The following is a 26,750-nucleotide window of genomic DNA, read 5'->3' as shown; positions in this document are numbered from 1 at the left end:
TGCCTGACCAGAGCGCGCACCGCCAAGGACCCATATTCCTCAACTGAGTTGGTCACCTGGCGGCCCCGACTGAACACTCCGGCGCACAGCGTGCGGTCCGGCACCCGCCTCCTCATGCCGGTCGCACGCCCTTCCCGGCCCCGCAGGCCGGTACTAACGGCGGAAGTTCCCAGCGCCCACCGGGAGTCGTGATGCTCCAGACCCGCGAAATGTTCGACAGCGTCGCCGCGCGCGCCGACCACCTCGACAACCACCTCGTCGCCACCACCGCCGACGCGCTCGCCGCCTGCGAAGTCGCCGTCACCGCCTGCGCGGCCGGCATGCTCGCCGAGAAGGAGGCGGACGAACTGCGCGACGCCATCAACCGTGACCTGGACTGTGCCGACGTCACCGCTGCCACCCGCCGTGTCCTCACCCGAGGCGCCGACGCAGAACACTCCTTGCTGACAGCCCAGTTGGAAGCCTGCGCCATCGCCTGCGAGCGCAGTAACGCGCAGTGCAGTCAGCACGGCGTGCACCACGAACACTGCCGTCTGTGCGCCCAGGCCACCAAACACGCGGCCGACGCGTGCCGTCGGGCCCTCACGGGGCTGCGGGCCTGACTCGTTCCCGGAGATCGTTCTCAGGCGGCTCAGTCCCCCAGCTCAATCCGCCCGTGAAGCTGCCTCCAGGCGGCGTACGAGTGGGGTCCGCAGGTGAGGTCGGATCCGGATGTCTCCGAGGAAGTCGGTGAGTCGTTCGGCCTCGGTCGCGATGGCTGCGCGGATTCGGCGGTCCGTTGTGGCGGTGAACAGGTGCGTGACGATGTGGCCGTCCTGGTGCTGGCCCCATCCGCCGATGATGCGGCCGTCGCACCACAGGGTCGGGCAGATGTTGCCGTTGCGGTCGAAGAGTTCCGGTACGTGGGCGGGGTCGAGGTACCAGTCGCGGTCGCGCCAGCCCATCGCGGTGGGGTCCAACGTGGGCAGCAGCGATACCGCCGCCCCGGTGTCGGCCCGGTCGGGCAGGTCGAGGACGGCGTCGTCGGGCAGGACGTAGCCGGTGGCGTGGCCGAGGTCGACCTCGATGGCGTCGGTGCCTGCCAGGGCGGTGCGGGTGTCGGTGAGGTTCCAGCCGGTCCACCACTTGATGTCGTCCAGGGTGACCGGGCCGAACGCCGCCAGGTAGCGCCTGGCGAGCGTCAACCTGGCCTGGTCGGCGGGCAGTTGGGGGTGGGGCTCGGCCAGGGTCCACCGGAACTTGGCCGAGATCCACGTGCCCTGCGGGCGCCCACGGCGGATGCGGCCTTCGGCCGCCAGCACGGTCAGCACCTTGTTGCTGATCCGGGGCCGGGTCTCGTACGGCTTGCCCGGGAAGAGCGTGATCCGCTCCTTGAGCTGCGGGACCGCGTCGGCGATCTGGGTGGCGTCGGCCTCACCGAGCTCGGACAGAGCGGTGATGACATCGGCTTCGACTCCGCTCAACCACGCCTTGTCGTACGGGAGTTGCTCGGCCAGTACCTTGATCAAGGCGGCGCGTTCCCGGGCTGCCACCGTACGGGCCGTGGACGCCTCCACCACCGGCGCCAGGTCCTTGGGCACCACGAACACGGTGCGGCGCATGCACAGCATCCGCACCAGGCTGTGGTCCTCGTACAGCGCCTGCTCCACCGTCTGCGGCGTCGCTCCGGTCATCCGCGCGGCCACGGACAGGAACACCGTGGCCGGTTCGGTGGCATGCAGCGCCACCAGGGCATCGGCCACCTGCTCCACCGATGTCGCGCGGGCGGACGGTGCGAGCAGGTGACGACGGACCAGCATGGCGCGGCGCTGCCGGTCACTGATCTTGGGACGTTTCGCGGCCATGGCGGATGGGCGCCGCGTCAGCGGCGAAGGCTGCGGAAGAAGGCGCGGATGTCGTCGACGAACAGGTCGGGAACCTCGAACGCGGGGAAGTGCCCGCCCTCAGTGTGCTCCCGGAAGAAGATTCCGCTGTCGGCGGCGGGGCCGAGGACCTTGCGGACCAGCGGGTCGCTGTAGAAGAGCGAGGAGGCCATGGGGACGTCGGAGGCGCCGCCCCAACCCGGGTTGTCGGCGTGGGCGAGTTCCCAGTAGAAGTCGCCCGCCGCGGGGCCGGTCCGGGTGAACCAGTACAGGCTCGCCGTGATCAGCACGTTCTCGCGGCTGATCGGCGTGGCGGGGTTGGCCCACTGCACGAACTTCTCGGCGATCCAGGCCAGTTGGAGGATCGGCGAGTCCGCCAGACCGACCGACAGGGCGTTGGGCGCGGTCGAGTGCAGGACCCGGTAGCCCTTCATCTGCGACCAGCTGCGCTGTGCCGCTTCGAGCCCGGCCTGTTCCTCCGCGCTCAGCCCCTCCGGCACCGGGAGGTCCTCGCCTGCCATGCCGAGCTGGAGCCGGTCGCCATGGGTGTGCGCGCCGATCACCCTCTCGGGCAACAGCATCGCCATCCGACCGGTCACGCCGGCGCCGAGGTCGCCGCCTTCGACGCCGAAGCGTTCGTAGCCGAGGCGGGTCATCAGTTCCCCGTACGCCAGGGCGGTGCGCTCCAGGTTCCAGCCGCGCGACGAGAGCGGGCTGGAGAAGGCGAAGCCCGGCAGTGAGGGGATGACGACGTGAAACGCGTCGGCCGGGTCCCCGCCGTGGGCGCGCGGGTCGGTCAGCGGCCCGCTCGCTTCCAGGAACTCCACGAACGAGGTCGGGTAGCTGTGGTTCAGCAACAGCGGCGTGGCGTCCGGCTCCGGTGAGCGGATGTGTAGGAAGTGGATGGTCTGGCCGTCGATCTCGGTCAGGAAGTGCGGGAAGGCGTTCAGCCTGGCCTCGTGGGCCCGCCAGTCGAACCCGTCCGCCCAGTAGTCGGCCAGTTCATGGAGGTAGTCCGACGGGATGCCATGATCCCACTCCGATTCGGTGCCAGGTACCGGGTACGGCGACCTCGTACGAGCCAGGCGGTCGTGCAGGTCATCGAGATCGGCCTGGGGGATCTGAATCCGGAACGGGCTGAGGTCAGCGCACATGATCATCAATATATGGCGACCACGAGTGAATCGCCATGAAAGGGATGGATCGGTCGCCTGCTCCAGCAACACCCCGCAAGGGAGGCGTATGGGGACCCGGCGGATTCCGGCCCTCCTGGAGGAGGGCCGGAATCGATACGTCAGCCGCCGGTACGCAGAAGTCGATCCAGCGCGGCTACTGGGGAACGCGGGTGGAGCGCCCGCCGGAGAGCGAGCGCCGCCTCCCACTGCTCGGTCAGACCAGCCATGAGGCGTCGGCGCATGCCTGGCGTGACGTGCGCGTAGCGCGCCGAGACCGAGCCGTCGATGTGGCCCATGCGCTCGTCCATGAGGACCTTCTCGGTGCCGAGGTCCTCCATCATCGTCCGGTGGGTGTGGCGCAGGCCGTGCGGTGTGAGGCCCTTGGCGATCGGGAGCCAGCAGGCTTCCGCCCGAGCAGCAGCGCCTCGGCCTCGGGCCGGGATGCCCGGCCACGGCTCGCCGAGGATCGGTACCGGGCGGGCCTCCTGGGGTGCCTTCTTCGGGTACCAGCCGGAAACCGCTGGCGTGAACAACCAAGTGGCGAAGCCGTTGCGGCGCCAGTGAGCGGCGTGCTCGGACGTGGTGCCTCCCCGTACGAACCCGAGCTCTGCGATGGCGAGTTCGACGCGCACTCGGGTGTCCTCGCGTACGCGGTCGGGGTGGTTGAGGACGTTGGAGACCGTGCCCGTGGAGACTCCGGCGCGGCGGGCGACGTCGACGAGCCTCGCGCCCTGGTGGCCGCCAGTGCGCGCCGCACCCTGGCCACGGAAGACGTACGTCCTGCCGTGGCAGGGGCAGGGTGTCGGCTTCGTGCGGGCGATGTGGTTGAAGACCAAGGCCGACAGCCAGTCCGTCGAGTCGATGTCGCGGTAGCTGTCGTCCTTGGGCGGGCAGCGCACCAGCTCGCCCGTGTCGAGTTCGTACAGCTGCCACTCGACGCGGAAGGCGTTGGGGCGTACGAACTCCGTTTCCAGGCCGACGATTTCGCCCCAGCGCTTACCGGTGTAGCCCTTGAGGACCGTGGCGACGAACTCGTCGTCGCGACCGGAGAGCAGGGAGGCCCGCTCGGCGGTCAGCAGGATGCCGAGCGCGTCGGTGACGACCTTCTCCGGGCCACGGTCGCGCGAGCGGCCGGCGCGCTTGCCCCGGCCTCGGCGCCTCGCTGCCGGGTTGGACGTGAGCAGGCCCTCTTCGATCGCGTCCTCGAAGATCAGGTGGAGCGTGGAGCGCCAGGTCTTGACGCTGGACGCCGCGTACGAGGCCCGCTCCTTCTTCTCCCAGGCGTCGACATCCGTACGCAGAATGCCTGCGAGCGCCTTGTCGTCGAAGTCGGGGAGCAGGTGCTCCTCGATGTGCCGCCTGTAGTTCTGCATCGTCGAGGCGGCCAGGTCCTGGGCGGCGTACCAGCGGCTCGCGTACTCGCCGAAGGTCTCTTGACCTAGGCCCGGGTCGCGCCACTGGCCGCGCCGAACGGTCACCTCTTCCGCGTCTGCGGCCTGCTTGGCCTCGCGCTTGGTGGCGAACTTGACCACGACGCCCGCGGAATCGGCGACGGTGCCGTACTTGCCGTCCTCAATCTTGTAGCGGCCTCGCCAGTAGCCACCGCGCTTTTCTGCGTACCCCACAGATTTCCCTCCCTTCTGTCGTGTGGGGTGCGTTAAGCAGCGGTTCCGAACTGGGACTTGGTCATCCGGCGTGGCGGGCGGGCCTTTAGACGGACCGTGGGGGCAGCCGTCTCGGGCTGCTGCCGAGGGCGGGGCTTTCGGGTCGGTGCCGGGACGACGCCAGGGCGCTGCGGAGTCTGGGCCGGGCGCTCTTCGTGCATGCGGATGATCTCGGCAAGGTGCTCGTCCGAGAAGCGGTAGGCGCGGCCGACGCGGGTGAACGGGATGAGCCGTCGGCGGGCGCGATCCTTGACCCACCAGGCCGAGCAGCCGAGTGCGGCGGCGACTTCCTCGGGGACGTAGAGGCGCGGCAGGGCGGCCTCGGCGTACGGGGTCGTTGTGGAGGCAGGGGATATCGCGGGTTGGCGCAAGGGGTGGTTCCTCTTCTGGCGGGCATGGGCGCGGCAACGCCGGTCCGCCGGTCGATCGCTAGGGATGGGAGTGAGCTGCCCGTGCTGGGGGTTTGCGGGCCCAGGACGGGAGTGGGAGCCGGGAGCTATGCCTCTTCGACGGGGTCGGCGCCGCCAGGCGGAGGCCCGTGCATCTTCAGCATGGTCTTGCTGGCCTCCTCCGCGATGGCGTTGGAAACCATGACGTCGGCTTCCTCGCGCACGTCGGGGTGCTCGGTGAGGTAGGCGTCGAGGGCGTCGCGCGCCTCGGTGAAGGCCATGTTGGCGCGCTGGGTCGCGCGGAACGCATCGAGGATCTCGTCGATGAGCTCCATGGCGCGGGCCTTGGCGGCCAACTGCGGAGGGCCGACGAGGTTGCGCAGGTCGAGACCGAAGACCTCGGCGAAGCCGATGGTCTCGTCGAGGTTGATGCGGCGCTTGCCGTTTTCGATCCGCCAGACCGCGGACGGGTTCATCTCGAAGCCGGCCTCGTTCATGCGATCGGACAGGGCGTTGGTGCTCCAGCCGCGCGCCTCGCGTTCCAGCTTGATGCGCACCGCGACGTTGCCCTCGCCGCTGAGCAGCACGCCCTGCGGCGGGTCCTCATCCGCCATGGCCACCTCCTTCCGTTCGTAGCAGCGCCCTGCCATTCGCAAGGACCCCATAACAGTAGCATGCGTACTGCGAGATGCAGAACACTTCTGCGATATGCAATTCATGTGGCATAGTGGTGGCACCCCACCCCACCGACCTCAGGAGCCCACACGCCCGCACGCGAAATGAAAGAAGCCCCCGGCGATGCCGGGGGCTCAAGCGCAAACCTCTCAACCGCCATCCCTAGCGATCAACCTGCGGAGACCGGGATTGCCGTCCCATATGGCCCGCAAGCAGAGGAGCTGATGCCCAGTATGACCGATCTCCAGCCGAGTACGCCACCCCTTCCCGACGACGCCGCCACGTCGTGGCCTCCCGTTGCCGTGCCCGGCCAACCGGCCGACTCCACCGCACCACCCGCGGACGACGACGCGTCCAAGGCTGTGCCCATATCCGAGGGCGCGAAGATCCTGGACCACCTGCGTACGCAGATCAAGCGATACGTGGCGATGCCCAGCGAGGAGGCCGTCACAGCGGTGGCTCTGTGGATCGCGGCGACGCATCTGCAGCGTGCGTGGCAGCACGCGCCGCGTCTGGCGATCGTCGCTCCGGAGAAGCGGTGCGGTAAGTCCAGGCTCCTGGACGTGGTGACCGAGACGGTGCACAACCGCCTGATCACCGTCAACGCCACCGCAGCGGCGATCTTCCGGTCGATCGACGGGGACGACCCGCCGACCCTGCTGGTCGACGAGGCCGACGCCATGTTCAGCACCACCAAGGCCGCGGAGAAGAACGAGGAGGTCCGCGGCCTGATCAACGCGGGCCACCAGCGTGGCCGGCCGACTCTGCGGGTGTCCGGGCCCGAGCACCAGGTGCAGGAGTTCCCGACCTTCGCCATGGCCGCGCTCGCCGGGATCGGCGACCTGCCCGACACGATCATGGACAGGGCGGTGGTCATCCGGATGCGCCGTCGCGCGGCGGGCGAGAAGGTGGCCTCCTTCCGCACCGGCCGGGACACTCCTGCCCTGAACGCGATCCGCGACCGCCTCCACGCCTGGCTCCAGCCGCTCTACGAGCAGGCCCTGGAGATGGAGCCGCCCATGCCGGTCGAGGACCGCGCGGCGGACACCTGGGAACCCCTGGTCATCATCGCCGACCTCGCCGGAAGCGACTGGCCGATGCTGGCCCGCACCGCCTGCCGCACCATGACCGACTACGAGGCCGGCCAGGACGAGGAAGGCGGCCTGCGCACTCGCCTCCTGGTCGGCATCCGCCGCGCCTTCGCCGCCGTCGGCGACCCAGCCGTACTGAGCACGAAGCACCTGCTGGAGTCGCTGAACGCGGACAGGGAAGCGCCGTGGGCGGAGTACGGCGCCAACGGCTTGACCCCGCGCGGCCTGCAGCTGCTCCTGAAGCCCTACGGCATCGGCTCGGCCAACCGTCGCTTCCCCGACGGCACCCAAGCCAAGGGCTTCGCGCGCAACCAATTCCTCGACACCTGGGCCCGCTACTGCCCCGAGCCGAAGGCGACGGACGCGCCCGCCGCGTCAGCCGACGGTCCGCTTCCCGGCACCGCGGCCTGACCCGACTCCACTCGCACCACTCGTCCCTGCGCAGGTCAGCGCGGGGACGAGTGAGGGAGCCGCAACGAGTCGAGTCGACATCACCACATCACTCGTACCTGCCCTGACCAGGCATGCGACGAGTGAGACGAGACATCACACCCCACGGCGGCCGCAGCTTGCTCTGCCCTGCGCCGAAGCCGCCGCCTCCAAGCCCACCTGGAGTACCCCGCTTGTTCACCCGCATCACCGCCCTCCTCCGCCGAACTGATTCGCGTCGCCCTACTACCGATCCGCGAGCTGCTCGCCGGGTACGCGCCCACACCACCCTGGTCCTCGGCCTGGTGGCCGTCGTCCTCATGGCGTTCCGGGTCTCGTGGAACGCGCTGTCCGACGTGGCTCGCGCCGTCGGCGCCGACTACACCGCCGCCCTGCTCTACCCAATCGTGGTCGACGGACTGATGGCCCTCGCCCTGGTCGCCACCCTCGTACTGCCCGGCGCCGACCGGAAGTTCGCACTGCGGGTCCTGGCGACCTACACGATCGCCAGCCTCTTGCTGAACTACGTCCACGGCCTCGTACCGGCCCTGCACACCGAGTCTGTCCGGTGGGGCCGACTGACCGACTGGGACCTGGCGAACTGGGCCCTCGTCCTGCTGGCGACCTCCCTCCCGGTCGGGTCGATCTACTTCGGCTCCGACCTCGTGGCGAAGGTCCTGCACCACACCCCCGAGCCGGCCACCTCGCCCGACGTGGCCCCGGACACCACTGAAGTGGCTAACGGCCCGCAACCCTCCGCCGAGCCACGGGATCACGAGCCCCGCGAGATCTCTCCCGAACGGCTCGCCCTCGCGCGCACCGCGCCGCTGGGCCGCAAGGGTCGCGCCTCACGCCGCCACATCGAAGCCACGTTCCGTACCAGGGAATTGACCATCGGCAGGACGGAGGCGGACAAGCTCAAGGACATCCTTCAGGCCGAACTCGACGAGGCCGCCTCTCAGCAGCCGAGGGAACTCGCCCAGGCCCCGGCCAGCGCCGCCTGACCCCTGCGTACGCGCCGTACAGCCCACCCCGTGTCCCCGTGCATGTCTGCACGGGGACACGGGGTCACACGCAGCGAAGCACTCGTCACCAGCGCCCCACGGAGAACCACCCATGCACGACCAGCACCACGAACTCCCCTCCTCCCAAACGGAGAAAACCACCAACCTCGACGGCACCACCAGCCTCAACAGCGCAGCAAGTTGTCGGGTAAGGAGTCCTTACCCGGCCCCCGCCCCGCAGGGGGCGGAGGCTTCCGGCGCCGGGGCGGCGCCAGCGTCGGACGGCCCAGGGGTGCCGACCGAGACAGGAGGAGCCGAGCCGTCGTCGAGTGTGCCGAAGCAGTCTGCGCCGCGTCGCCGTCTGCGTGACAAGCAGCTGCGCGAGCGCCGCGTCCACCCCCGCTACAGCGACGACGAGTTCACCCTCGTGAAGAACGCTGCCGCCCTGAGCCGTATGGCGCCGGGTGGCTATGTGGCCGAGTGCTCGCTCGCCGCCGCCCGCTCCGAGGACCCCACCGCAGCCGTCGCCGACTACCGCGCCATGATCAAGGCGCTCATGGCCGCCAACGGGCAACTCGGCATGATCGGCAGCAACCTCAACCAGCTCACCTGGCACCTCCACAAGGACGGCGCCTGGCCCCACCCCGACACCGTGCAACAGCTCCTGGACCGCCTCGAAGCGACCGTCGCCGAGCTGGACACCGCCATCGCTCAGGTCACTGAGGGGCGGTGAGCACTTGATACCCAAGATCATTCTCGGCTCAGGTCCGGAGGCCACGCGCCGCACGATCGGCTACCTCTTCGGCAAGGGCCGTGCCAACGAACACATCGACCCTCACCTCGTGGCGTCCTGGAACGGCTTCGCCCCCGATCCCGGCCGCAGCCCCCAGCGCGATCCCAAGGAAGTGATGGCCCAGCTCGTCGCCCAGCTCGACCAGCCCGTGAAGATGCTCGGCGACAAGGCACCCAAGGACACCGTGTGGCACTGCCCCGTCCGCGCCGCACCCGAGGACCCGATCCTCACCGACGCCCAGTGGGCCGACATCGCCCGACGCATCGTGGCCGCCGCCGGCATCGCACCCGACGGGGATCAGGAAGCCTGCCGCTGGGTAGCTGTCCGCCACGCCGACGATCACATCCACATCGCCGCCACCCTCGTACGCCAGGACGGCCGTCGCCCCGAGCGCGGCTACGACCAGCGCGCCGTCCAGCGCGAGGCCCGCAAGATCGAAATCGACTACGGGCTCAGGCGGTTGAAGCAGGGCGACGGAACCGCCGCCAAGACTCCCACCAGCAAGGAGCACTTCAAAGCCAAGCGCCTGGGCCAGGACGCCGCCACCCGCGATGTCCTACGCCTGCGGGTACGCCGAGCCGTCGCCGCCGCATCCGACGAGACCGAGTTCTTCGCCCTGCTGGAGGCCACCGGCGTTACGGTGCGCCTCAAACTCGGCCCCTCCGGCGACGCGCTCGGCTGCAACTTCGCCCTGCCCGACGACACCAACGACAAGGGCGAGCCGGTGTTCTACGCCGGCTCCACCCTCGCCCCCGACCTGTCCCTGCCCAAGATCCGCAAGAGCCTCGCCACCACAAGCCCTGAGCCGGTCGCTGTCCGTCCAGGTGACCCGTGGCACCAGGCGACAGCCGCCGCGGAACGTATCCCCCACCACCTCTTCCTGGGCGATGAGAAGGCCGCTCAAGGCCAACTGGTCGCGCTCGGCGCGATGCTGGATCTGCTGCCGATCACCGGGCCGGCCACGGTGAGGGCTGAGCTTGAGCAAGCCGCCGTCGCCTTCGAACGCGCCACCCGCTCCCGCATCGCGGCCGACCTGGACAGCACCCGTGCCCTGCGTCGCAGCGTCCAGGCGATCTGGCGCGAGAGGCCCACCGACGGCGACGGGTCCGGGTTCGCGATGCTCCTGGACACCGTGCTCACGGCGGTGGCGTTCGCGATGCACTGGCACCGCACGCACCAGCACACCCAGCAAGAAGCAGCGGCCGAGCAGGCGCTCGTCCACCTGCAGATCGCGTACGCACAGGTCTCCGAGCCGGTCCTGGCGGGCCTCGCGCAACGCACACCCGGCCTCCAGATGAAACAGCGCTTCGCCCGCCACCTCCAGCAGGCGGTCCCCGATCACGCCGAGCGCATCCTCAACGACCCCGCCTGGGAAGCCCTCGCCACCGTGCTCGCCGAGGCAGAGGCCGCCGGGCACAACGCGACCACCGTCCTCGACCAGGCACTCGGCCAACGCCCCCTGGACGACGCCCACAGCCCCGCCCGTGCGCTGACCTGGCGCGTCCGCCGTCTCGGCGAGCGTCATGCCCCCAGTCCCCGGGCCCAGGCAGCCAAGGCTCGGAGCGCTGCACAAGGTCACGGCGCTTCAGTCCTCCCGACGGCCGTCGCCCCGCTTCAACCGCGGTCACCGTCGCACCGGCGCTGACCAGCGAGCGAGCGGAACATAGCCGACGATCCCCGGTTACCGAAACCGGGGATCGTCCGGAGCATTTGTGCCTCAACCCCCGGCCCCGGAAGGAACCCCTGTATGGCTCAGACCGAAGTTCGACCCCGCATCGTCGCCCTCCTATGCGATGCGGACTTCACCTACCGCACAGACACCCACACGTGGTCTCACACTGACGGACGGCCGTTCACGTACGCGGAACAGGTCATCGCCTTGCAGGCCACTCGCGCCGAACTCGAAGAGGCCAAGGCACAGATAGAGCGCTATCAGGAGTACCGACGCACGAAGCGGGACGCTGCCGATGTATCGGTGCGCTTTCTGGACCTGTTCTTGGAACGGCTCGGGGAGAACACCCTCGGCAACGCCGCCAAGATCATGAGCGAGGAAGACCGGGCCGAAGTCGATCGAATCCTCCGACTCGTCCGTGAACCAGTTCGTCCGTTCGCCCCGTACACCTTCTGATCAGGCCGACGCGGACAGCTTGGGAGTGAGCAGCTCCAGCGCTTCCTCCCAGCGGTAGCGGTCGGCACCGCCGCCGGCCTTCGGCTTGTGGGGCTCGTACGAGCCGATCAGGACGCCCATCTCGCGCAGCACATCGAGGCTGCGTGCGTACGCGGGGTGGGCGGCCTGGGCCCGGTTCAGGTACGGGAACGCGGCGATCGGGATGCCCATCCCGTATGCCTCGCACAGGATGCCCAGCGCCAAGGTGTCGGAGATCCCGGACGCCCACTTGTTGATCGTGTTGAAGGTCGCCGGCGCCACCGCGATGGCGTCGGCCGGCGGCAGCGGGCGAGGGTCGCCGGGCTGCCGCCAGGCCGAGCGGATCGGGTAGCCGGTCTGGGTCTCGATCGCCTCGGCGTCTATGAAGCCGAGGCCCTGAGGAGTGGCGACGACGCCCACATCCCAGTTCGCCTCCTGAGCCGCGGTGATCAGCTTGCCGACGTCGCCGGCGATGCCGCAGGCGCACACGACGACGTACAGGAACGGCTTCCTCTGGGTCGGCTCGGTCTGCTGGTCTGGCTGATCACTCACGCGGGGACTCCCAGTTGGCGACTGAAGCGGTGCAGTTCAGGCAGCGTACGGCGGCGGTCGCGGACGGCCATGTCGGCCACCAGCTCGCGGACGGCCGGGCGGCGGATGTCCTGGGCCGCGCAGCTCTCGGCGATACGTAGGGCCTGGTAGCCGTCCGCCAGGCGGCCCTGCTGGCTGTATGCGCGGCCGGCCTCGATCCACAGGGCGGCACGGCGCTCCGGGACGGGGATGTGTCGGCGCATGAGAGGTCGGGCGGTGTCCAGGGCGACGCCCGCGTCGCCGAAGACGACGGCCGCGCTGAGTCCGTGCAGGGCGACGTTGGTCGGGCTGAAGTTGGCCCAGGCGTCGGGGCTGTCGAGCGCGACGTAACGGGCGACTTCCTTCGCCTCGGTGAGGAAGTCCTGGGTCGCGGAGCGGTCACCGCCGCTGCTGGCGGCGGTGACCCCGCGCAGGAGCAGCAGTCCGAGCGCCGCGAGGTACCTCGGGGACCGCTGATCGTACGAACCCGTGAGCTGGTCGGCAGTGTGCCGGACAAGGGTGACAGCCTGGGCGGTGTGACTGTCGCGGGCCAGGGCGTGGGCGTGCACGCGGACACTGGAGGCGAGGACGACGGGGTCGCCGGAGCGTTCGGCCTCGGCCATGGCGCGTCCGACCGCGAGCCAGGCGTTGCCCTGGTCACTCTGCTTGAGCAGCAGGCTCGCCGAGGTCTGGTACGTCGTGGCGAGGAGACCGGACAGGTCGCTCGAGCCGGGGCTTTCGCTGATGGCCTGCCGTAGCTGCCCGATCAGGACGGGCAGCGTGCCCTCTAGCTCGGTGTACTCGCACGTGCAGAAGAGGCGTCGTACGCCTGTGACTTTGTCTCGCAGGCTTTGGAGATCCGGCACCGGCTCGGCAGTCACGCGGGCCGCTCCGGGCAGTAGCGACTGGACCAGGTCCTGGTGGGCGGTGGTGGGGATGGTCGGGGCCGCGAGCGCGGCGATGCCGGCGGCGAGAACGGTACGGCGGCGCATGTCCTCTGTCTCGGATGTCTCTGGTTCGGAGGGGCTGATGTCCGAAGCGGCGGCGAGGCCGAGGCGGTGCGGCGGGATCGCCAGCACCTGCGCGACCTCACGCAGCATGCGGACGTCCTCCGTGCCCCGGCCGCCTTCCAGGCGGCTCACCTTGGACTGGTGATAGCCCAGGGCGGACGCGACGTCCTTCTGCGAGCGCCGCTGTAATACGCGTGCCTGACGGATCACTTCACCGATCCGTCTCGCTTCGCTTTGTGCTTCGGCCATCTGTGCCACGGCTCCTCCTGCCGTCGCCGATCCTGCCTGCTCAACCGAGCGTAATGGACTGGCAGTTCACCGTGATGCAGCTCCTGCATAGACGATGCAGCACCGGCACACGTCCTGGTTCGCGGGGCCCGTGTGGCGGTTGCTTGGAGTGGCCGAACCGATCCAGGAGGCCGCTCATGGAGGCGCACCACATCCGGATTTCCGTCTCCGGCACACCTGCCGGTGCCGCGAACGCGCGCCGGCAGATCGCCGAGGAGATACGGAATTGGGGCGCCCTTCTGGGGTCTGAACTCCTGGATGCAGCAGAGCTGGTGGCCTCGGAGCTGATCACGAACGCGGTTCGGCACGCACACGACGGTCCCATCACGGCCGGCGCCGACCTGCACGACAGAGCACTGCGGATCGCTGTGATCGACACCAGCTCCGAGATCCCCGAGATCGGCCTGCCCAATGCGGACGAGGAAGACGGTCGCGGTCTCTTCCTCGTCGCCGCACTCGCAGATCGCCACGGCTTCGACTCGCTGCCTTCCGGCAAGCGCTGCTGGGCCGAGTTCGAGTGCAGCGTCCCGCCTCCAGTCCTCGCAACACACCTTCCCCAGCAGAGGAGTCGACTGTTGCCTGCCGTGCGGATTCCCCCAGTCGCCGCCGAAGTGGTCGCCGTGCGACCGAGCGCTCCGCTCACCGGGGCGGTGACCGTCGACGGATCGAAGAACGCCGCCCTGCCCCTGCTGGCCGCCGCGGCGGCCATCCACCGCCCGGTGCACCTGAGCAACGTCCCGGCGAACACGGATGTCGCGACGATGCTCACCCTTCTCCAGCAGGCCGGCTGGCACGCGGCCTGTCCGGTCAGCGATCCACACACCACGGTGATCCTGCCGAGCGACAAACCACAGCCTGATCCGGACCCCGAGGTCGCCGCCCGCATCCGGGCTTCGTACTACCTGGTTCCAGCACTGCTCGGCGCCTACGGACGAGCCCGCTTGCCGTGGCCGGGCGGCTGTGCCATCGGGCAGCGCGGGATGGAGCAGCACTTCAAGGTGTACGAGCGCTTCGGTGATCGCACGACCGTCGATGACCGCGGCTATGTCGTCGAGGCGGCCACGGGTGGACGCGGCACGGTGTCGATCATGCTGCCCTTCCGGTCCCGCGGAGCGAGCATCGCCGCTGTCCTGCGCGCGGTCGTCGCTGGAAGGCCGCTACGCCTGGGCCAACCGAATCTGTCGCCCGAAGTGCTCAGCGTCATAGAAGCGTTGGAGATCGCTGGGTGGGAATGTCGGATCAGCGAGACCGTCCTCACGCTCCAGCCGCCGCGGTCCGTCACCGACGACACGCTCGCGTGGAGGGTGCCCGGAGACAAGATCGAGGCCGGCACCTTGGCCTGCGCGGTCGCGGTGAGCGGGGGCAACGCACGCGTCCTCGGCGTGCGCAGCGACAACGTCGCGCCCCTCGTCAGCGCACTGCGCTGGCTCGGCGTACCCGCAGAGGCCAAGGACGGCACCCTCGCCGTCCAGGCCGAGGACGCTCAGCCCACGGGCCGACCGCTACGAGCCATCGCCTCCCTGTCCCCCGGCGGCCTGGACGCGGACTTCGAACCACCGCTGATGGCCCTGGCCCTCACCCTTCCCGGCACCCACCTGTTCTCCGACGACATCAACCCCGGCCGCCACGGCAACCTGCTGCCCCAGCTCGTCCGCCTCGGGGCCACGATCGACGAGCTGTCATCAACGCAGTGCCGCTTCGCCGGGCCGCAGCAGCTGACGGGCGCCGGAGTGGAGGCCACCGACATCCGTACGGGCTCGGCCCTGCTCATCGCCGGCCTAACCGCTCGCGGCGTGACCACGCTCGGCGGCCTCGAACAGCTCCGGCGCGGACACGCCGACCTGCCCGTCAAGCTGCACGCCTTGGGCGCCGACATCTGCGAGGTGCTCCCGTGAACCGTCAGCTACGGCGGATCATCGCCACGACCGACGTCCACTCCACCTTTGACTCGGCCATACCGATGCTCGTTTACCTCCACGCCGCCAGGCCCGACAGCCTGATCGTGGACTGCGGCGACTTCTTCGAGGGCAGCGGCTTCTACCACCTCGGCAAGGGGCGCATCGAGCGCGAGATCCTCACCACCCTGTACGACGTACTCGCACCCGGAAACCACGGCTGGCCGCACTACTTCGAGCCACGGCTACACCGGATGACGGTGTGCGCGAACACGACCGGCGACAGCGGTGAGCCGCTCTTCGACCGCGTACGCATCTCCGACATCGGAGGTCGGCGGGTCGCTGTCACCGCGGTGATGGGCCCGCAGGCGTTCAACGCCATTCCCGTCGATCAACGCGCCGGCCACCGCGTCACCAACCCCGCCCAGGCCCTGCGCGAAGTGATGCTGAACCACCACCATCGGGCCGACGCCTGGATGGTGCTGTCCCACTCCGGCTTCGAGGAGGACTTGAAGCTGGCCGCCGCCTGCCCGTTCGCCGACGTCATCTTCGCCGGGCACTGCCACAGCGACACCCTCGGCCCCACGCACGTCGGCGACACCCTGGTGGTCAAGGGACGCGAACTCGGCGCCGGATACGCCGCCGCCGAACCCGTAGGCAGCGGATGGGCCGCCCGCACCTGCACCTTCCCCGACGCCCACGCCGCTCCTCACGGCCTCGCCGCCCTGCTGGCAGAGATCTCGACCATCGGGCAGCAACTGAACAGTCCCCTCGGCACCGTGGCCGAGCCCCTCCGCAACATGCCTCTGGACCGCCGTCGCCTACTCGAAGACATCGCCGGTCGACTGCACACCGGACTCGGTGCTGACGCGGTCGTCCTCAACGAGACCGCACTGCGCCCCGTGCAGCTCGGCGCCACCCTCACCCTCGGCGACCTGCTGGCCATCGAGCCCTTCGACAACCAGCTCGTACACGCCTTCCTCCCCAAGGATCGCGCCCAGGACCACGACAAGCTGCTCGACCACCTCACCGACCGTGTCGGCCCCCTTGTCGTCGCCCCCACTCCCCTGCCACCGGAGGTCCGCACCGTGCTGACCACCGACTACCTCGCCGACAGCTATCTCGGCGGACGAACTCATCAAGCAGGCATACGACTCGGCCAGGCCGTATGCCGCGTCCTAACTGCCCCGCTCCCCAACTCCGTCGATCCTCAGGAAGAAGGCGAGCAATGATCCTCACCGGGCCCGAGATCAACGCCGCCGTGACCGACGGCCGCCTGCGCATCACCCCCTTCGCACCGGACCAGACGAACCCCAACAGCTACAACGTCCGCCTCGGCTCCACCCTGCTGACGTACGCCTCCAAGGTGATCGACGCCCACCGCGCCAACCCCACCCGTTCCATCCTGATCGGCAAGGATGGATACGTCCTCCAGCCTGGAGAGCTGTACCTCGGCCACACCGTCGAGGAGGTCGGCTCGGACGTCTTCGTCCCGCTGCTCTTCGGCCGTTCGTCGGTCGGGAGGCTCGGGTTGTTCGTCGAGATCACCGCGCCTATCGGCGACATCGGGTTCCACGGTCAGTGGACGCTGATGCTCTCGCCCATCCGCCCGCTGCGGGTGTACTCGGGCATGAAGATCGGGCAGGTCATGTTCTTCGTTTCCGCCGGCGACGTCGATCTGTACCGCGGCAAGTACCAGGGCGCCGCCGGCCCGCAGCCCTCCCGTTACTGGCGGGACTCGGCACGCATCCAGGCGGTCGCGTCATGATCCTCACGGGCCCGGCCATCGCCGCCGCCGTCCGCACGGGAGAGATCACCATCGCCCCCTACGATCCGGCACGGCTCTCCCCCAACTCCTACGACTGGCGCCTGGGCAACACGATCCGCGTCTGCGACAGCGAACTCGACGCCGCTGCGCCCACCGTGTTCACCGAACACCCCATCCCTGCCTCCGGGTTGGTTCTGCGGCCCGGAGTGCTCTACCTCGGCGTGACTCTGGAGAGGACGGGCTCGGAAACGTACGCGCAACTACTCAACGGTGACCGCACCATCGGCGCTCTCGGCATCTGGGTCCACGTCTCCGCCCCGCTCGGCCATCAGGGCCACGCGATCCGCTGGACCCTGGAGATCCGGGCCGCGAAGCCCGCCCGGATCTATCCGGGAATGACCTTCGGCAAGCTCGTCTTCCTCACAGCCCTCGGCGTCCCCGCCAGCTACCAGCAACAGCCCGCCAAGTACGCCGCCACGAACGGCATCGACATCTCCCGCCTGTACGAAGAGATCCCTCAAGGAGCGCTGTGAACCCCGCCGCACACCCGGACGCGGGTCCGCTGACCGCCACCTTCCTGGACCTCCCGGCCGGCAGCCCCGGAGGCAGCGTCGAACTCTTCCTCGACCTCTACACAGGCGACAAACCCCTGATCCCCGCGCGGGCATTCATGCTGGCGCCAACGGGCCCCAGACCCCGGCTTCCGGCGGGGCTCAACATGCTGCCGGTGTCCGGGAAGTGCATGGAAGGCGCCCGCTTCAGTCGCTACGTCGCGGCGCTGCGCCAGGCCCTCATATCCGCGATCGACCCAGCGCAGATCGGCGTACTGCACCTGCAGCACCTCACGTTCGGCGCCACACCAGCCTTGCTCCGCGCCCTGCCAACGCATCCGCGGATCGCATTGGTCCACGGCACCGACCTGCTCTTCGCCGAAGCCCACCGCGACCAACTCCAAGTCCTTCGCGAGACAGCGAGGGCCGCCGACGCGATCGTGGTCCCCACGGGCGCGATGGCCGATCGCCTTCTCCGGCTCGCCCCGCAGGTTGACCGCCACAAGGTTGTCCACATCCCCTGGGGCATCCCCGACCATCTGCTCACCGATCCGCCGTCCCGGCCCGCGCGCAGCTCGACCAGTCACCTGCGGCTGCTGTATGCAGGGCGACTGACCGCCGAGAAGGGAGCCGAACACCTGGTCACAGCCCTGGCCCCCATTCCAGGCATCGAACTGAGCATCGCCGCGCCGAGAACCCAGTTCCACGCGTTGGCCCCGCTGCTCCAGCGGACCGGAGTGCGAGCCCGGTATCTCGGCTGGCTCCGCCGCCCACAACTGTGGAAAGCCTTCGCCGAGCACGACGTACTGGTCATGCCGTCCACGACCCTGGAGGCCATGGGCCTGGTCGCGCTGGAGGCCCAAGCCTGTGGCCTGCCCGTCCTCTACCAGCCAGTGCCCGGCCTCAACGAGGTTCTCGCCGTGTCCGGGGTGGCCACCGACTTCACTCACTCCGCCGCGCTCGCCCGCGACCTGGATCGGCTGCGCACCGCGCCGGCCCTGCTGCCGGCGCTTCGGCAGGCGGGCTACGCGAACGCCGCCCGCTATCCGCTCTCGGTGACCGCTCAGGCCCTGACCGAACTCGGTCAGCAGTTCACCTGATGCCGACACCAAGGCGGAAGCGTTCCCCGAACCCTCCCGCCCGCGTCACTACCCTGACGACGGGATACCCACGACGAACAGGGAGACCATGACGTACCGCACCGATCGCATCGAGCAGCTGCTGGGTGAAGGCGTCCGAGACAAGGTCTACCCAGGCGCCGTGTGGGCCGTTGGCGACGCCGTCGGCGTCGGTGCGTCGGGCACGGCTGGCGTCCTCGACCCCGACGAGCCGGATACTCCGATGCGTCGGGACACCATCTTCGACGCTGCCAGCCTCACCAAGATCCTCGCCGTCTGGTCCTCGATCGGTGCTCTCTGGGAGGACGGCAAGCTCGACCTCGACGTCCCGCTCGACGCCTTCTGGCCCGAGGTCGCCGGCCACCCACTCGGAGCGGCAACAGCCCGGCACCTGCTGACCCACACCGCCGGCCTTCCTCTGCGGGCTCAGCTGAAGAACCTCTACGGCACCGATGCCCAGGACATCCGCGACGGCGTCCTACACGAAGCCCTGCACCGCCAGCCCGGCGAGGCCGTCGAGTACACCGACCGAGCCGCCCTCGTCCTCGGCTACCTCGCCGAATACCTGTCTGGCGAGAGCCTCAACCACCTCTCCGTGGAGAGGACTTGGCGGCCGCTCTGCATGCACTCCACCCGCTTCGGGCCGCTGCCGGCCGAGGTCGCCGCCCGCTGCGCACCGACCGAACTCGACCAGGACACCGATACGCACCTCAAGGGCGTTGCCCACGACTTCTCGGCCCGGCTCCTGGGCGGAGCATGCGGAATCGCCGGTGTCTTCACGATCCTCGACGACCTCGCCGCTTTCCTGCGCTACATGCTCGACGCCACGGCCGCCCCGGTGCGGGCCGGGTTCGGTCCGGCATGGACCGCAGAATCACTGACCGTCCAGACCGGAGCCCTGGAACCCGTACGCGGATTGTTCTGGCACCCCGCCCCCGGCACCACCCCCGCCGAAGACGTCTGGGTCCATTACGGCTTCACCGGCACCGGCATGTGGATCTCGCCTCGTCAACGGCGATGGGCGGTGTTCCTGACCAACAAGCTCTATTACACGCGCGACCGTCAACCACTGACGGACATCCGCAACACCTTCCGTGGGCTCGCCTTCGACTGAGGCGAGAGCCGCTCGGCGGGCACGCTCACTCCACGGGGCGGGCCTTGTCGACAGCCTTCGCCAGATGGGCGTCGACCAGGCCAGGAGCGCCGGAGATGACCACCAGGATGGGGACTCGAATGGCTCCCAGGACCGCTTGCAGACGGAGTGTCAGCGGATGAGGCGTACCGGCGCATGTTGATATAGCGCAGACATTCGGGACATGAGGAAGGGGGCTCCGATATGGGCATCTCTGAGGCTGCCGACCGCGCCGGGATCTTCGCCCAGCATCGGTTCAGTGAGCACACAGTGGATCTCGGCGAGATTCGGATGAACTACGTCGTGGAGGGCGATCCGAACACCCCTGCGCTTCTGCTGGTTCCGGGCGGGGCGGATTCCTGGTGGACCTACGAGGAAGCGATCGGCCTGCTGGCCTCTCAGTTCCAGGTGTTCGCGGTCGACACCCGCGGCCAGGGCCGCACCACGTGGACGCCCGGCCGCTACGCGCTGGACAACTTCGGCAACGACCTGGTCCGCTTTATGGACCTGGTCATCAAGCGGCCCGCCGTGGTGGCCGGCAACTCGGTCGGCGGCGTCATGACCGCATGGCTGGCCGCGTACGCCAAACCGGGACAGCTGCGCGCCGCGATCCTGGAAGACCCGCCACTGTTCGCCTGCGAGATCGCTCCGGCCTACGGGCCGGGAGTGCGGACGAACCTGGGGCCGGTGTTCGAGCTGCGAAGCAAGTGGCTGGGCAACCAGTGGTCGATCGGCGACTGGAATGGCCTCGTGCAGGCGGCGCCCAAGGAACTCCCCGGCATGCTGGCCGGCAGCAAGTACGATCCCGAACCTCCGCAGCACCTCAAGGAGTTCGACCCGGAGGTGGCAGCATCGTGGGCCGGCGGCCTGGCCTTCGCCTCCAGCGACCACGAGACCATCCTTGAGCAGGTGCGGGTCCCGGTTCTGTTCACCCACCACGCCCGGATGACCGACCCCGCAACCGGCCACATGCTCGGAGCCTGCACCGACCTCCAGGCGCAGAACGCCTGCCGCATCATGCAGGCCACCGGCCAGCCCGTCACCTACACCTCGCTGCCCGACGCCGCCCACCAGATGCACGCCGCAGACCCGCACCGCTATGTCCAGGTCGTGACCGACTGGATCAAGACTCTGGAATAGGCCGCATTCCCGCACGTCCCGACACAGAACGCTGACCACCCCAGCCTGTGCCGAGACGGCAGTTGGCTTGGGCCTCAGCTAGTCATTGCGCTGTTGCTGATGGTGATGCGAGACGGACGGTCTGATCGGGTCGGCCCTCCGGGTGCCGACGAACGCAGGAGTGGGGGAAGGGGTTTCGCTCTCTCAGTGGCCGAGGTGGCGCAAGCCGTCTTCGAGGGTGGGGTGGAAGCGGTCGACCGGACCGGAGTTGCGGTTGTACCAGGCGGTGTCCAGCCGGGTCTCCTGCGTCTCGTGGCCGGCCTCGCAGCGCAGCCACACCGAGTCGTCGCGCATGTTGAAGACGATCCAGTTCCGGTACGCACCGCAGTGGCACGCGTGGACCTCACCCTCGATGACGAGCGGCAGGTCCCAACGCATCATGAACCCCGACACGTTCTGCCGGCACGGCGCCCGGAACGCCGGCGGCAGGAAGTCGGGCACCACCGTGGCGTCAGCCGGCACGGTCGGGTCCGGCGCCGTGACATCCGGGTCCGGCCACTCGGTGTGCATCGCCAGCATCGCCTGGCCGGCACGCTGGACTTCACGGAACTCACGGTCGGCACGAGCACGTCGTCGGAACACGCAGAGACTCCTTCTCTCATCGGATGGGTGCAGGAAGCGGGTATCTCAGGGGAAGTCAGCGACTGGCAGCACAAGCCACTCCGGCTCCGGTCAGCTGCGGCGCACTACCCGAAGCCGACCCTCAGCGCTCTCGGGCAGGGTGCGGCGGGGCACCGGTACCGGTGATGCGAGCGAGGAGGCGAACGCGGCGACCAGGTCGTGAGGGACGCTGGCGCTGAAGCTGGCACACCACAGATACGGAGCACCGAGGACGGGTTCCGCCCATGCCTGCCAGCCCATCAAGTCGGGACGCGGGTCGGCATCCTGGACGAGCGGCGGCAGCACCTCCAGCGAAATGCTGCAGGAGAAGGCAGGGTCCGTAGCGGTGGAGCGAGGTCGGTCCACGTCACGGATCCAGCCCTGGGCGATGACAGAGTCGAGGACCTTTTCGTGGCCTTCAGGACTGACGTTAGGCGCGGGGCGGGTGCTGAGTGCGACGAGGAGATCAGCGAGCGCCTCGAACGGGACGCCAGCGGTGAAGTACGCATTCCACTCCGTCATCGCCGAGGCAGAACCAGGACGGGCGCTCAGCTGCCAGGCCACAGGCAGGCCGCCCAGCTCGAAGGGGTAGGCCGCGAGGATCCATTCGGCGCCGCACAGCTCGTCCGGGCTCACGTACAGCAGGGTGTTGCGGGCGGTGGGCCACATACGCCAGCCGAGGTCGGCCAAGGTCTTGCCGGTTCGCTCGGCGAGAGCGCCATCGTCACCGGCCAAGTGGCGCGGAGTGACCCAATACACCGGGTCGTGTGTGTCGGAGCGGAATGGGTCGTTGGGGTGGTGCGGGTACAGGGGCGCCTCCGTAGGCTCGGTGGGTGGATCTTCTAGCCGGGCGTCGTACGTTGACATGGGTTGCGCCCGTGCACCAGATCTTTCGAGATCTGTCCTGTCTGCCCGCGGCGAACTGCCACTCCTTTGGAATCCGACCGAGGCGTTTGACGCGGAAGCCAGCCGCTGGCTTCTCCGGCAGTCACTGGGAAAAGGCCGTGACGGCCGTCAAGGTCTGCTCTTATCTTCGGACTATGACCGTCACCACGCGACGGGACCTGGTGAGCCCCGCGACCCGCAACGCCTTCCGCTCCCTGGCCACCGACCTGACCATTCGGATTGTGGCCGACCTGTGGGAGGACCACGGGTTCGCACCTGTCCCTCCAGATGAGCTGAAGTACCAGGACTCGGGCCAGCGTCGAACCGAGTTCATGCTCTACGCGGAGGGTGTCGACTGGTCTGATCCGAACCAGGTGCGGCGAGCGCTCCTGGTCTTCGAGGACTTCATCCGCGCGTACCGGAACCCGGACGACCAGGGAACACCGAAGTGGTTGGACGACATCAGGGTGCGCCTAGAGCGGGACGGCTTCGCTCTCGATGGGGAGGGAAGGATCTCCTGGTCTAATCCGCCGGTGCTGGTCCGTGATCTGAGCACCCTGGGCGACGCCTCGGGCATCACGATCGAGCTGGAGCGTATCCGGAGAGACCTGACCACCGATCCTCACGGCGCCATCGGCGCGGCCAAGCAGCTCATTGAGGCGACCGCGAAGACCGCTCTCGGCGAGCTGAGCATCGAGGTCGACAAGAACGCCGCGCTCCCCACTCTGATCAGCACGGTCCAGAAGGCACTGAAGCTCGACGCCGGCTCGGCACCTGACGGGCCAGATGGCAGCAAGGCCGTGAAGAAGATCCTTTCGGGCTCGGTAAACATCGCGGTCGGGGTCGCAGAACTACGCAACCAGGGTTTCGGCAGCGGTCACGGCCAGGCAAGCACTCCATCTGGCCTTGGAGTGCGTCATGCCCGCCTGACGGTCAATGCTGCCGTCACCTGGTGCGAATTGATTCTCGACACCCTGTCGGACCCCACCGCGCCTTGGCGCAAGGCCCAGGTCTAACCTCTCCATGTCCTGCTGGCACCGCGAGAGCGGCAGGAACCTACAGTGGGTCGCGCGAACTTGCTTCCGCAATGCGCCTTGAAGCTGTGGGGCTCGGTGCGAATCCCATACGCAGCACACGGCGCTGGGAGAATCCTGGGAGATGATCTTCCTCCGGAGACCAACCGAGACCCCGTCGCACCGCCTCAGACCAACGTCCTGACCTGCGCATTTACAAGATCCGCAGGTGTCGATCTTGACCGAACCTCATTCGGGACGAAGAGGTCGTGGGTTCAAATCCCGCCACCCCGACAGCTGAAACAGCAGGTCAGGCCCGGTACTGAGAGATCAGTACCGGGCCTGATTTGCGTTTGGGGGCCAATCTGGGAGCCATTTGGGAGCCGACTTCGGGATGCGGCTCCCGGATGGCTCCCCTCTCGGAGGCTGGAGGGGTTCACTCCGAGAGGGGAGCGACCGTCTGCCACGGTGATCAGACTCTGAGCGATGGGGCTTCGGAGCCTTCGCGCGTCGGATGGTCTGTCCCTTTTCGGGACAGCGCGCTTGTCCCGCCTCGGGACAAGGGTCTTGTCCCGAAAAGGGACAGACCCCGGTGCCGCCCTCGTGACCGACGAGGTCCACGCGGTCCCCGCAACGACGCTGCGGGGACCGCGTGGAGCTATCGCAGGGAGTTCGCTCGTGCGTGCAGGAGATCGTTGAGGACTCGCACTGGTGATGTGGGGCTCATCGCGAGCCGGGCGTCGAGTGCCGCTTCCCACTGCTGGGTCAGGCCGAGCGTGAGGCGCTTGCGCATGCCGGGGGTGACGTGGGCGTAGCGGGCGGAGACCGAGCCGTCGAGGTGACCCATGCGTTCGTCCATGAGGACCTTCTCGGTGCCGAGGTCCTCCATCATCGTCCGGTGGGTGTGGCGCAGGCCGTGAGGTGTGAGGCCCTTGGCGATCGGGAGCCAGCAGGCGTCGGCGCGAGATGCTGCTCCTCGCCCTCGCGCCGGAATGCCGGGCCAGGGCTCGCCGAGGATCGGTACCGGGCGCGCCTCCTGGGGTGCCTTCTTCGGGTACCAGCCGGAGACCGCCGGGGTGAACAGCCAAGTGGCGAAGCCGTTGCGGCGCCAGTGAGCTGCGTGCTCCGAGACCACTCCACCCCGTACGAATCCGAGCTCGGAGATGGCGAGTTCGACGCGTATGCGGGTGTCCTCCCGCACGCGGTCAGGGTGGTTGAGGACGTTGGAGACCGTGCCGGTGGAGACCTCGGCTCGGCGGGCGACGTCCACGAGCTTGGCGCCTTGGTGGCCGCCGGTGCGTGCGGCGCCCTGGCCGCGGAAGACGTACGTCCTGCCGTGGCAGGGGCAAGGCGTCGGCTTCGTACGGGCTATGTGGTTGAAGACCAGGGCCGACAGCCAGTCCATCGAGTCGATGGTGCGGTAGCTGTCGTCCTTGGGCGGGCAGCGCACCAGCTCGCCCGTGTCCAGCTCGTACAGCTGCCACTCGACGCGGAAGGCGCCTCGGCGGACGAACTCCGTTTCCAGGCCGACGATTTCGCCCCAGCGCTTGCCGGTGTAGCCCTTGAGGAGCGTGGCGACGAACTCGTCGTCACGGCCTGACAGCAAGGCCGCGCGCTCGGCGGTCAGCAGGATGCCGAGCGCGTCGGTGACGACCTTCTCCGGGCCGCGGTCGCGCGAGCGGCCGGCGCGCTTGCCCCGGCCGCGCCGCCTGGCCGCCGGGTTGGACGTGAGCAGGCCCTCGTCGATCGCGTCCTCGAAGATCAGGTGGAGTGTCGAGCGCCAGGTCTTGACGCTCGAGGCCGCGTACACGGCCCGCTCCTTCTTCTCCCACAGCTCGACGTCCGTGCGCAGGATGCCGGCGAGGGCCTTGTCCTCGAAGTCCGGGAGCAGGTGCTCCTCGATGTGGCGCTTGTAGTTCTGCATCGTCGAGGCGGCCAGGTCCTGGGCGGCGTACCAGCGGCTCGCGTACTCACCGAAGGTCTCCTGGCCGAGTGACGGGTCGCGCCAGTCGCCGCGTCGGTACTTGTTCTCGGCCTCGCTCGCGGCGCGCTGGGCCTCGCCCTTGGTGGCGAACTTGATCGGCTTGCCATCCTCGCCGACGACGGTGAGGTGCTTGCCGGGTGCGATCTTGTATCGACCACGCCAGTAGTTTCCGCGCTTCTCGCCGAAACCCATGTAATCCCCCCTTCTTCGTCGTCGTGCTAGGCCGCGGTCCCGAACTGGCCCTGACGGGCCCGACGTGGCGGCCGGGCGCGCAGACGAGCCGTAGGAATGGCGGGTGACGAAGGAGGCTGCGGAGCAAGGGACTTGGCAGCAGGAGCCGCCTTCGCTGCTCGTTGCTGCGGCAGGGCAGGGCGCCCCTCGTTCATGCGGATGATCTCCGCGAGGTGCTCGCCAGTGAAGCGGTACGCACGGCCTACGCGCGTGAACGGGATGAGTCGACGGCGGGCGCGGTCCTTGACCCACCAGGCAGAGCAGCCGAGGACAGCTGCGACTTCCTCGGGGACGTAGAGGCGCGGCAGGGCACCCACAGTGTCCTGAGTCGCGACGGGGGCAGGGGGTATTGCGGGTTGACGCAAGGGGTGGGGTCCTCTTCGGATTGTGGCGGGCGTAGGCGCGGCAACGCTGACCCGCTGGTCGATCGCTAGGGATGAGATATGAAGCCCGTGCAGGGGGTTTGCGGGCCCGGCACGGGAGTTGAAGCCGGGGGCTATTCCTCGCCGGCGGGGCCGGCGTCGGGGTGCTCGCCTGGCGGCGGCCCGTACGTCTCCAGCATGTACTTGGTGGTCTCGGCGGCCATGGCGTTGGAGACCATCACGTCGGCTTCCTCGCGGATGTCGGGATGCTCGGCAAGGTAGGCGTCGAGATGGTCGGTGGCCTTCGCGTGGGCGACGGAGGCTCGCTGGCGTTCGCGCAAGGTGTCGACGACGGCATCAATGAGTTCCATTGCGCGCGCCTGGACTGCGAGCTTCGGCGGACCGACGAGGTTGCGCAGGTCAATGCCGAAGACGTCGGCGAAGCCGATGGCCTCGTCAAGGTTGATGCGCCGCTTGCGGTTCTCGATGCGCCAGACCGCGGACGGATTCATCTCGAAGCCGGCCTCGTTCAGGCGGTCGGACAGGGCGTTGGTGCTCCAGCCGCGCGCCTCACGCTCCAGCTTGATGCGCACCGCGACGTTGTCCTCGCCACTGAGCAGGACCCCCTGCGGGGCGTCTTCCTCTGCCATACCCACCCCCTTCCTTCGGTAGGGAGCCACTGCGATCTGCAGCGACCCTAAAACAGTAGCACACATTCTGCGGCTCGCAGCAACTTGCTGCGAACCGCAATCGTGTGGCATGGTTATACGACCCCCCGCATAGCCAAGGAGTCGCACCATCCCGCACCGCCATAGAAAAAGCCCCCCGATGCCAGTGGCACCAGGGGGCTCAAGCGCAAACCTCACAACCGCCATCCCTAGCGATCAACCTGCGGAGACCGGGATTGCCGTCCCATATGGCCCGCAAGCAGAGGAG

Annotated in this window: 26 protein-coding genes and 1 pseudogene; 15 read left to right on the top strand and 12 right to left on the bottom strand. The window is 68.7% G+C overall.

The features are described 5' to 3' along the window. Positions 1-191 precede the first annotated feature (191 nt). Positions 192-602: a hypothetical protein gene (locus tag ACFWYM_RS13600; RefSeq protein WP_384544013.1), complete on the top strand. Its 411-nt coding sequence runs from the start codon at positions 192-194 to the stop codon at positions 600-602. 42 nt (positions 603-644) lie between these two features. Here the strand turns inward: ACFWYM_RS13600 and ACFWYM_RS13595 are convergent, their stop codons facing one another. The 5 genes from ACFWYM_RS13595 to ACFWYM_RS13575 all read right to left on the bottom strand — a co-directional run bounded on the left by ACFWYM_RS13595 (position 645) and on the right by ACFWYM_RS13575 (position 5,704). Further along, on the bottom strand, positions 645-1,844 hold the full coding sequence (locus tag ACFWYM_RS13595) for a winged helix DNA-binding domain-containing protein (RefSeq protein WP_384834850.1): 1,200 nt from the start codon (positions 1,842-1,844) through the stop codon (positions 645-647). A gap of 17 nt (positions 1,845-1,861) precedes the next feature. After that, complete coding sequence (locus ACFWYM_RS13590; RefSeq protein WP_384544017.1) at positions 1,862-3,022, bottom strand: epoxide hydrolase family protein; 1,161 nt, start codon at positions 3,020-3,022, stop codon at positions 1,862-1,864. Positions 3,023-3,156: 134 nt separating this feature from the next. After that, positions 3,157-4,662 (bottom strand): LacI family DNA-binding transcriptional regulator, encoded by a 1,506-nt coding sequence (locus ACFWYM_RS13585; protein ID WP_384544019.1) that lies wholly within the window; start codon positions 4,660-4,662, stop codon positions 3,157-3,159. A 32-nt stretch (positions 4,663-4,694) separates the two neighbouring features. After that, positions 4,695-5,072, bottom strand: a complete 378-nt coding sequence (locus tag ACFWYM_RS13580) for a helix-turn-helix domain-containing protein (RefSeq protein ID WP_384544021.1) — start codon at positions 5,070-5,072, stop codon at positions 4,695-4,697. A 125-nt stretch (positions 5,073-5,197) separates the two neighbouring features. Beyond that, positions 5,198-5,704 (bottom strand): helix-turn-helix domain-containing protein, encoded by a 507-nt coding sequence (locus ACFWYM_RS13575; protein ID WP_384544023.1) that lies wholly within the window; start codon positions 5,702-5,704, stop codon positions 5,198-5,200. 294 nt (positions 5,705-5,998) lie between these two features. Between ACFWYM_RS13575 and ACFWYM_RS13570 the strand changes: the two genes are divergently transcribed. From ACFWYM_RS13570 to ACFWYM_RS13550, 5 genes are all read left to right on the top strand, one after another. Next, entirely contained in the window at positions 5,999-7,267 is a 1,269-nt protein-coding gene (locus ACFWYM_RS13570) for a DUF3631 domain-containing protein (RefSeq protein WP_384544025.1), read from the top strand. A 338-nt stretch (positions 7,268-7,605) separates the two neighbouring features. Continuing rightward, positions 7,606-8,289 carry a DUF2637 domain-containing protein gene (locus ACFWYM_RS13565; RefSeq protein ID WP_384544187.1) on the top strand — a complete coding sequence of 228 codons (684 nt, stop codon included), beginning with the start codon at positions 7,606-7,608 and terminating at the stop codon, positions 8,287-8,289. Between the two features lie 331 nt (positions 8,290-8,620). Then, a complete protein-coding gene (locus ACFWYM_RS13560; RefSeq protein ID WP_384544027.1) occupies positions 8,621-9,022 on the top strand; it encodes a plasmid mobilization protein in 402 nt (133 codons plus the stop codon). A 4-nt stretch (positions 9,023-9,026) separates the two neighbouring features. After that, positions 9,027-10,727: a mobilization protein gene (locus ACFWYM_RS13555; RefSeq protein WP_384544029.1), complete on the top strand. Its 1,701-nt coding sequence runs from the start codon at positions 9,027-9,029 to the stop codon at positions 10,725-10,727. A gap of 102 nt (positions 10,728-10,829) precedes the next feature. Beyond that, entirely contained in the window at positions 10,830-11,210 is a 381-nt protein-coding gene (locus tag ACFWYM_RS13550) for a hypothetical protein (RefSeq protein WP_384544031.1), read from the top strand. On the opposite strand, the gene ACFWYM_RS13545 is transcribed toward ACFWYM_RS13550, so the two are convergent. After that, positions 11,211-11,780 carry a flavoprotein gene (locus ACFWYM_RS13545; protein ID WP_384544033.1) on the bottom strand — a complete coding sequence of 190 codons (570 nt, stop codon included), beginning with the start codon at positions 11,778-11,780 and terminating at the stop codon, positions 11,211-11,213. Beyond that, the gene (locus ACFWYM_RS13540; protein WP_384544035.1) at positions 11,777-13,057 is read right to left on the bottom strand and encodes a helix-turn-helix domain-containing protein; all 1,281 of its coding nucleotides are present in this window, start codon (positions 13,055-13,057) and stop codon (positions 11,777-11,779) included. The genes ACFWYM_RS13545 and ACFWYM_RS13540 overlap by 4 nt, the downstream gene beginning before the upstream one ends. Positions 13,058-13,110: 53 nt before the next feature. Here ACFWYM_RS13540 and ACFWYM_RS13535 point away from each other — a divergent pair. The 8 genes and pseudogenes from ACFWYM_RS13535 to ACFWYM_RS13500 form a co-directional block, all read left to right on the top strand. Beyond that, positions 13,111-13,578, top strand: a pseudogene (locus ACFWYM_RS13535) (ATP-binding protein); the annotation flags it as partial. 129 nt (positions 13,579-13,707) lie between these two features. Beyond that, a complete protein-coding gene (locus ACFWYM_RS13530; RefSeq protein ID WP_384544189.1) occupies positions 13,708-14,991 on the top strand; it encodes a UDP-N-acetylglucosamine 1-carboxyvinyltransferase in 1,284 nt (427 codons plus the stop codon). Beyond that, positions 14,988-16,223 (top strand): bifunctional metallophosphatase/5'-nucleotidase, encoded by a 1,236-nt coding sequence (locus ACFWYM_RS13525; RefSeq protein WP_384544037.1) that lies wholly within the window; start codon positions 14,988-14,990, stop codon positions 16,221-16,223. The genes ACFWYM_RS13530 and ACFWYM_RS13525 overlap by 4 nt, the downstream gene beginning before the upstream one ends. Beyond that, a complete protein-coding gene (gene dcd, locus ACFWYM_RS13520; RefSeq protein WP_384834847.1) occupies positions 16,220-16,759 on the top strand; it encodes a dCTP deaminase in 540 nt (179 codons plus the stop codon). The genes ACFWYM_RS13525 and dcd overlap by 4 nt, the downstream gene beginning before the upstream one ends. Beyond that, the gene (locus ACFWYM_RS13515; protein ID WP_384544041.1) at positions 16,756-17,292 is read left to right on the top strand and encodes a deoxycytidine triphosphate deaminase; all 537 of its coding nucleotides are present in this window, start codon (positions 16,756-16,758) and stop codon (positions 17,290-17,292) included. Before dcd ends, ACFWYM_RS13515 begins: the two co-directional genes overlap by 4 nt. After that, the gene (locus ACFWYM_RS13510; protein ID WP_384544043.1) at positions 17,289-18,410 is read left to right on the top strand and encodes a glycosyltransferase family 4 protein; all 1,122 of its coding nucleotides are present in this window, start codon (positions 17,289-17,291) and stop codon (positions 18,408-18,410) included. Before ACFWYM_RS13515 ends, ACFWYM_RS13510 begins: the two co-directional genes overlap by 4 nt. 88 nt (positions 18,411-18,498) lie before the next feature. Further along, positions 18,499-19,542 (top strand): serine hydrolase domain-containing protein, encoded by a 1,044-nt coding sequence (locus tag ACFWYM_RS13505; protein WP_384834844.1) that lies wholly within the window; start codon positions 18,499-18,501, stop codon positions 19,540-19,542. Positions 19,543-19,764: 222 nt separating this feature from the next. After that, positions 19,765-20,700 (top strand): alpha/beta fold hydrolase, encoded by a 936-nt coding sequence (locus tag ACFWYM_RS13500; protein ID WP_384544047.1) that lies wholly within the window; start codon positions 19,765-19,767, stop codon positions 20,698-20,700. A 183-nt stretch (positions 20,701-20,883) separates the two neighbouring features. Here the strand turns inward: ACFWYM_RS13500 and ACFWYM_RS13495 are convergent, their stop codons facing one another. Both ACFWYM_RS13495 and ACFWYM_RS13490 read right to left on the bottom strand, forming a co-directional pair. Beyond that, positions 20,884-21,258: a hypothetical protein gene (locus ACFWYM_RS13495; RefSeq protein ID WP_384544191.1), complete on the bottom strand. Its 375-nt coding sequence runs from the start codon at positions 21,256-21,258 to the stop codon at positions 20,884-20,886. 153 nt (positions 21,259-21,411) lie between these two features. Then, positions 21,412-22,098, bottom strand: a complete 687-nt coding sequence (locus ACFWYM_RS13490; RefSeq protein WP_384544049.1) for a DUF317 domain-containing protein — start codon at positions 22,096-22,098, stop codon at positions 21,412-21,414. Between the two features lie 281 nt (positions 22,099-22,379). On the opposite strand from ACFWYM_RS13490, the gene ACFWYM_RS13485 reads away from it, so the two are divergent. Then, positions 22,380-23,240: an abortive infection family protein gene (locus ACFWYM_RS13485; protein ID WP_384544051.1), complete on the top strand. Its 861-nt coding sequence runs from the start codon at positions 22,380-22,382 to the stop codon at positions 23,238-23,240. A gap of 655 nt (positions 23,241-23,895) precedes the next feature. Here the strand turns inward: ACFWYM_RS13485 and ACFWYM_RS13480 are convergent. The 3 genes from ACFWYM_RS13480 to ACFWYM_RS13470 all read right to left on the bottom strand — a co-directional run bounded on the left by ACFWYM_RS13480 (position 23,896) and on the right by ACFWYM_RS13470 (position 26,464). Beyond that, positions 23,896-25,413 carry a LacI family DNA-binding transcriptional regulator gene (locus ACFWYM_RS13480; protein WP_384834841.1) on the bottom strand — a complete coding sequence of 506 codons (1,518 nt, stop codon included), beginning with the start codon at positions 25,411-25,413 and terminating at the stop codon, positions 23,896-23,898. 26 nt (positions 25,414-25,439) lie between these two features. After that, complete coding sequence (locus ACFWYM_RS13475; RefSeq protein WP_384834838.1) at positions 25,440-25,817, bottom strand: helix-turn-helix domain-containing protein; 378 nt, start codon at positions 25,815-25,817, stop codon at positions 25,440-25,442. A gap of 131 nt (positions 25,818-25,948) precedes the next feature. Further along, the gene (locus ACFWYM_RS13470; RefSeq protein WP_384834834.1) at positions 25,949-26,464 is read right to left on the bottom strand and encodes a helix-turn-helix domain-containing protein; all 516 of its coding nucleotides are present in this window, start codon (positions 26,462-26,464) and stop codon (positions 25,949-25,951) included. Positions 26,465-26,750: the final 286 nt, after the last annotated feature.

It is taken from the genome of Streptomyces sp. NPDC059009 (genome assembly GCF_042740175.1).
In the GTDB taxonomy this organism is placed as follows: Bacteria; Actinomycetota; Actinomycetes; order Streptomycetales; family Streptomycetaceae; genus Streptomyces.
The sequence above is the reverse complement of the archived record's forward strand: the minus strand, read 5'-3'. Positions and strand labels throughout refer to the sequence as shown.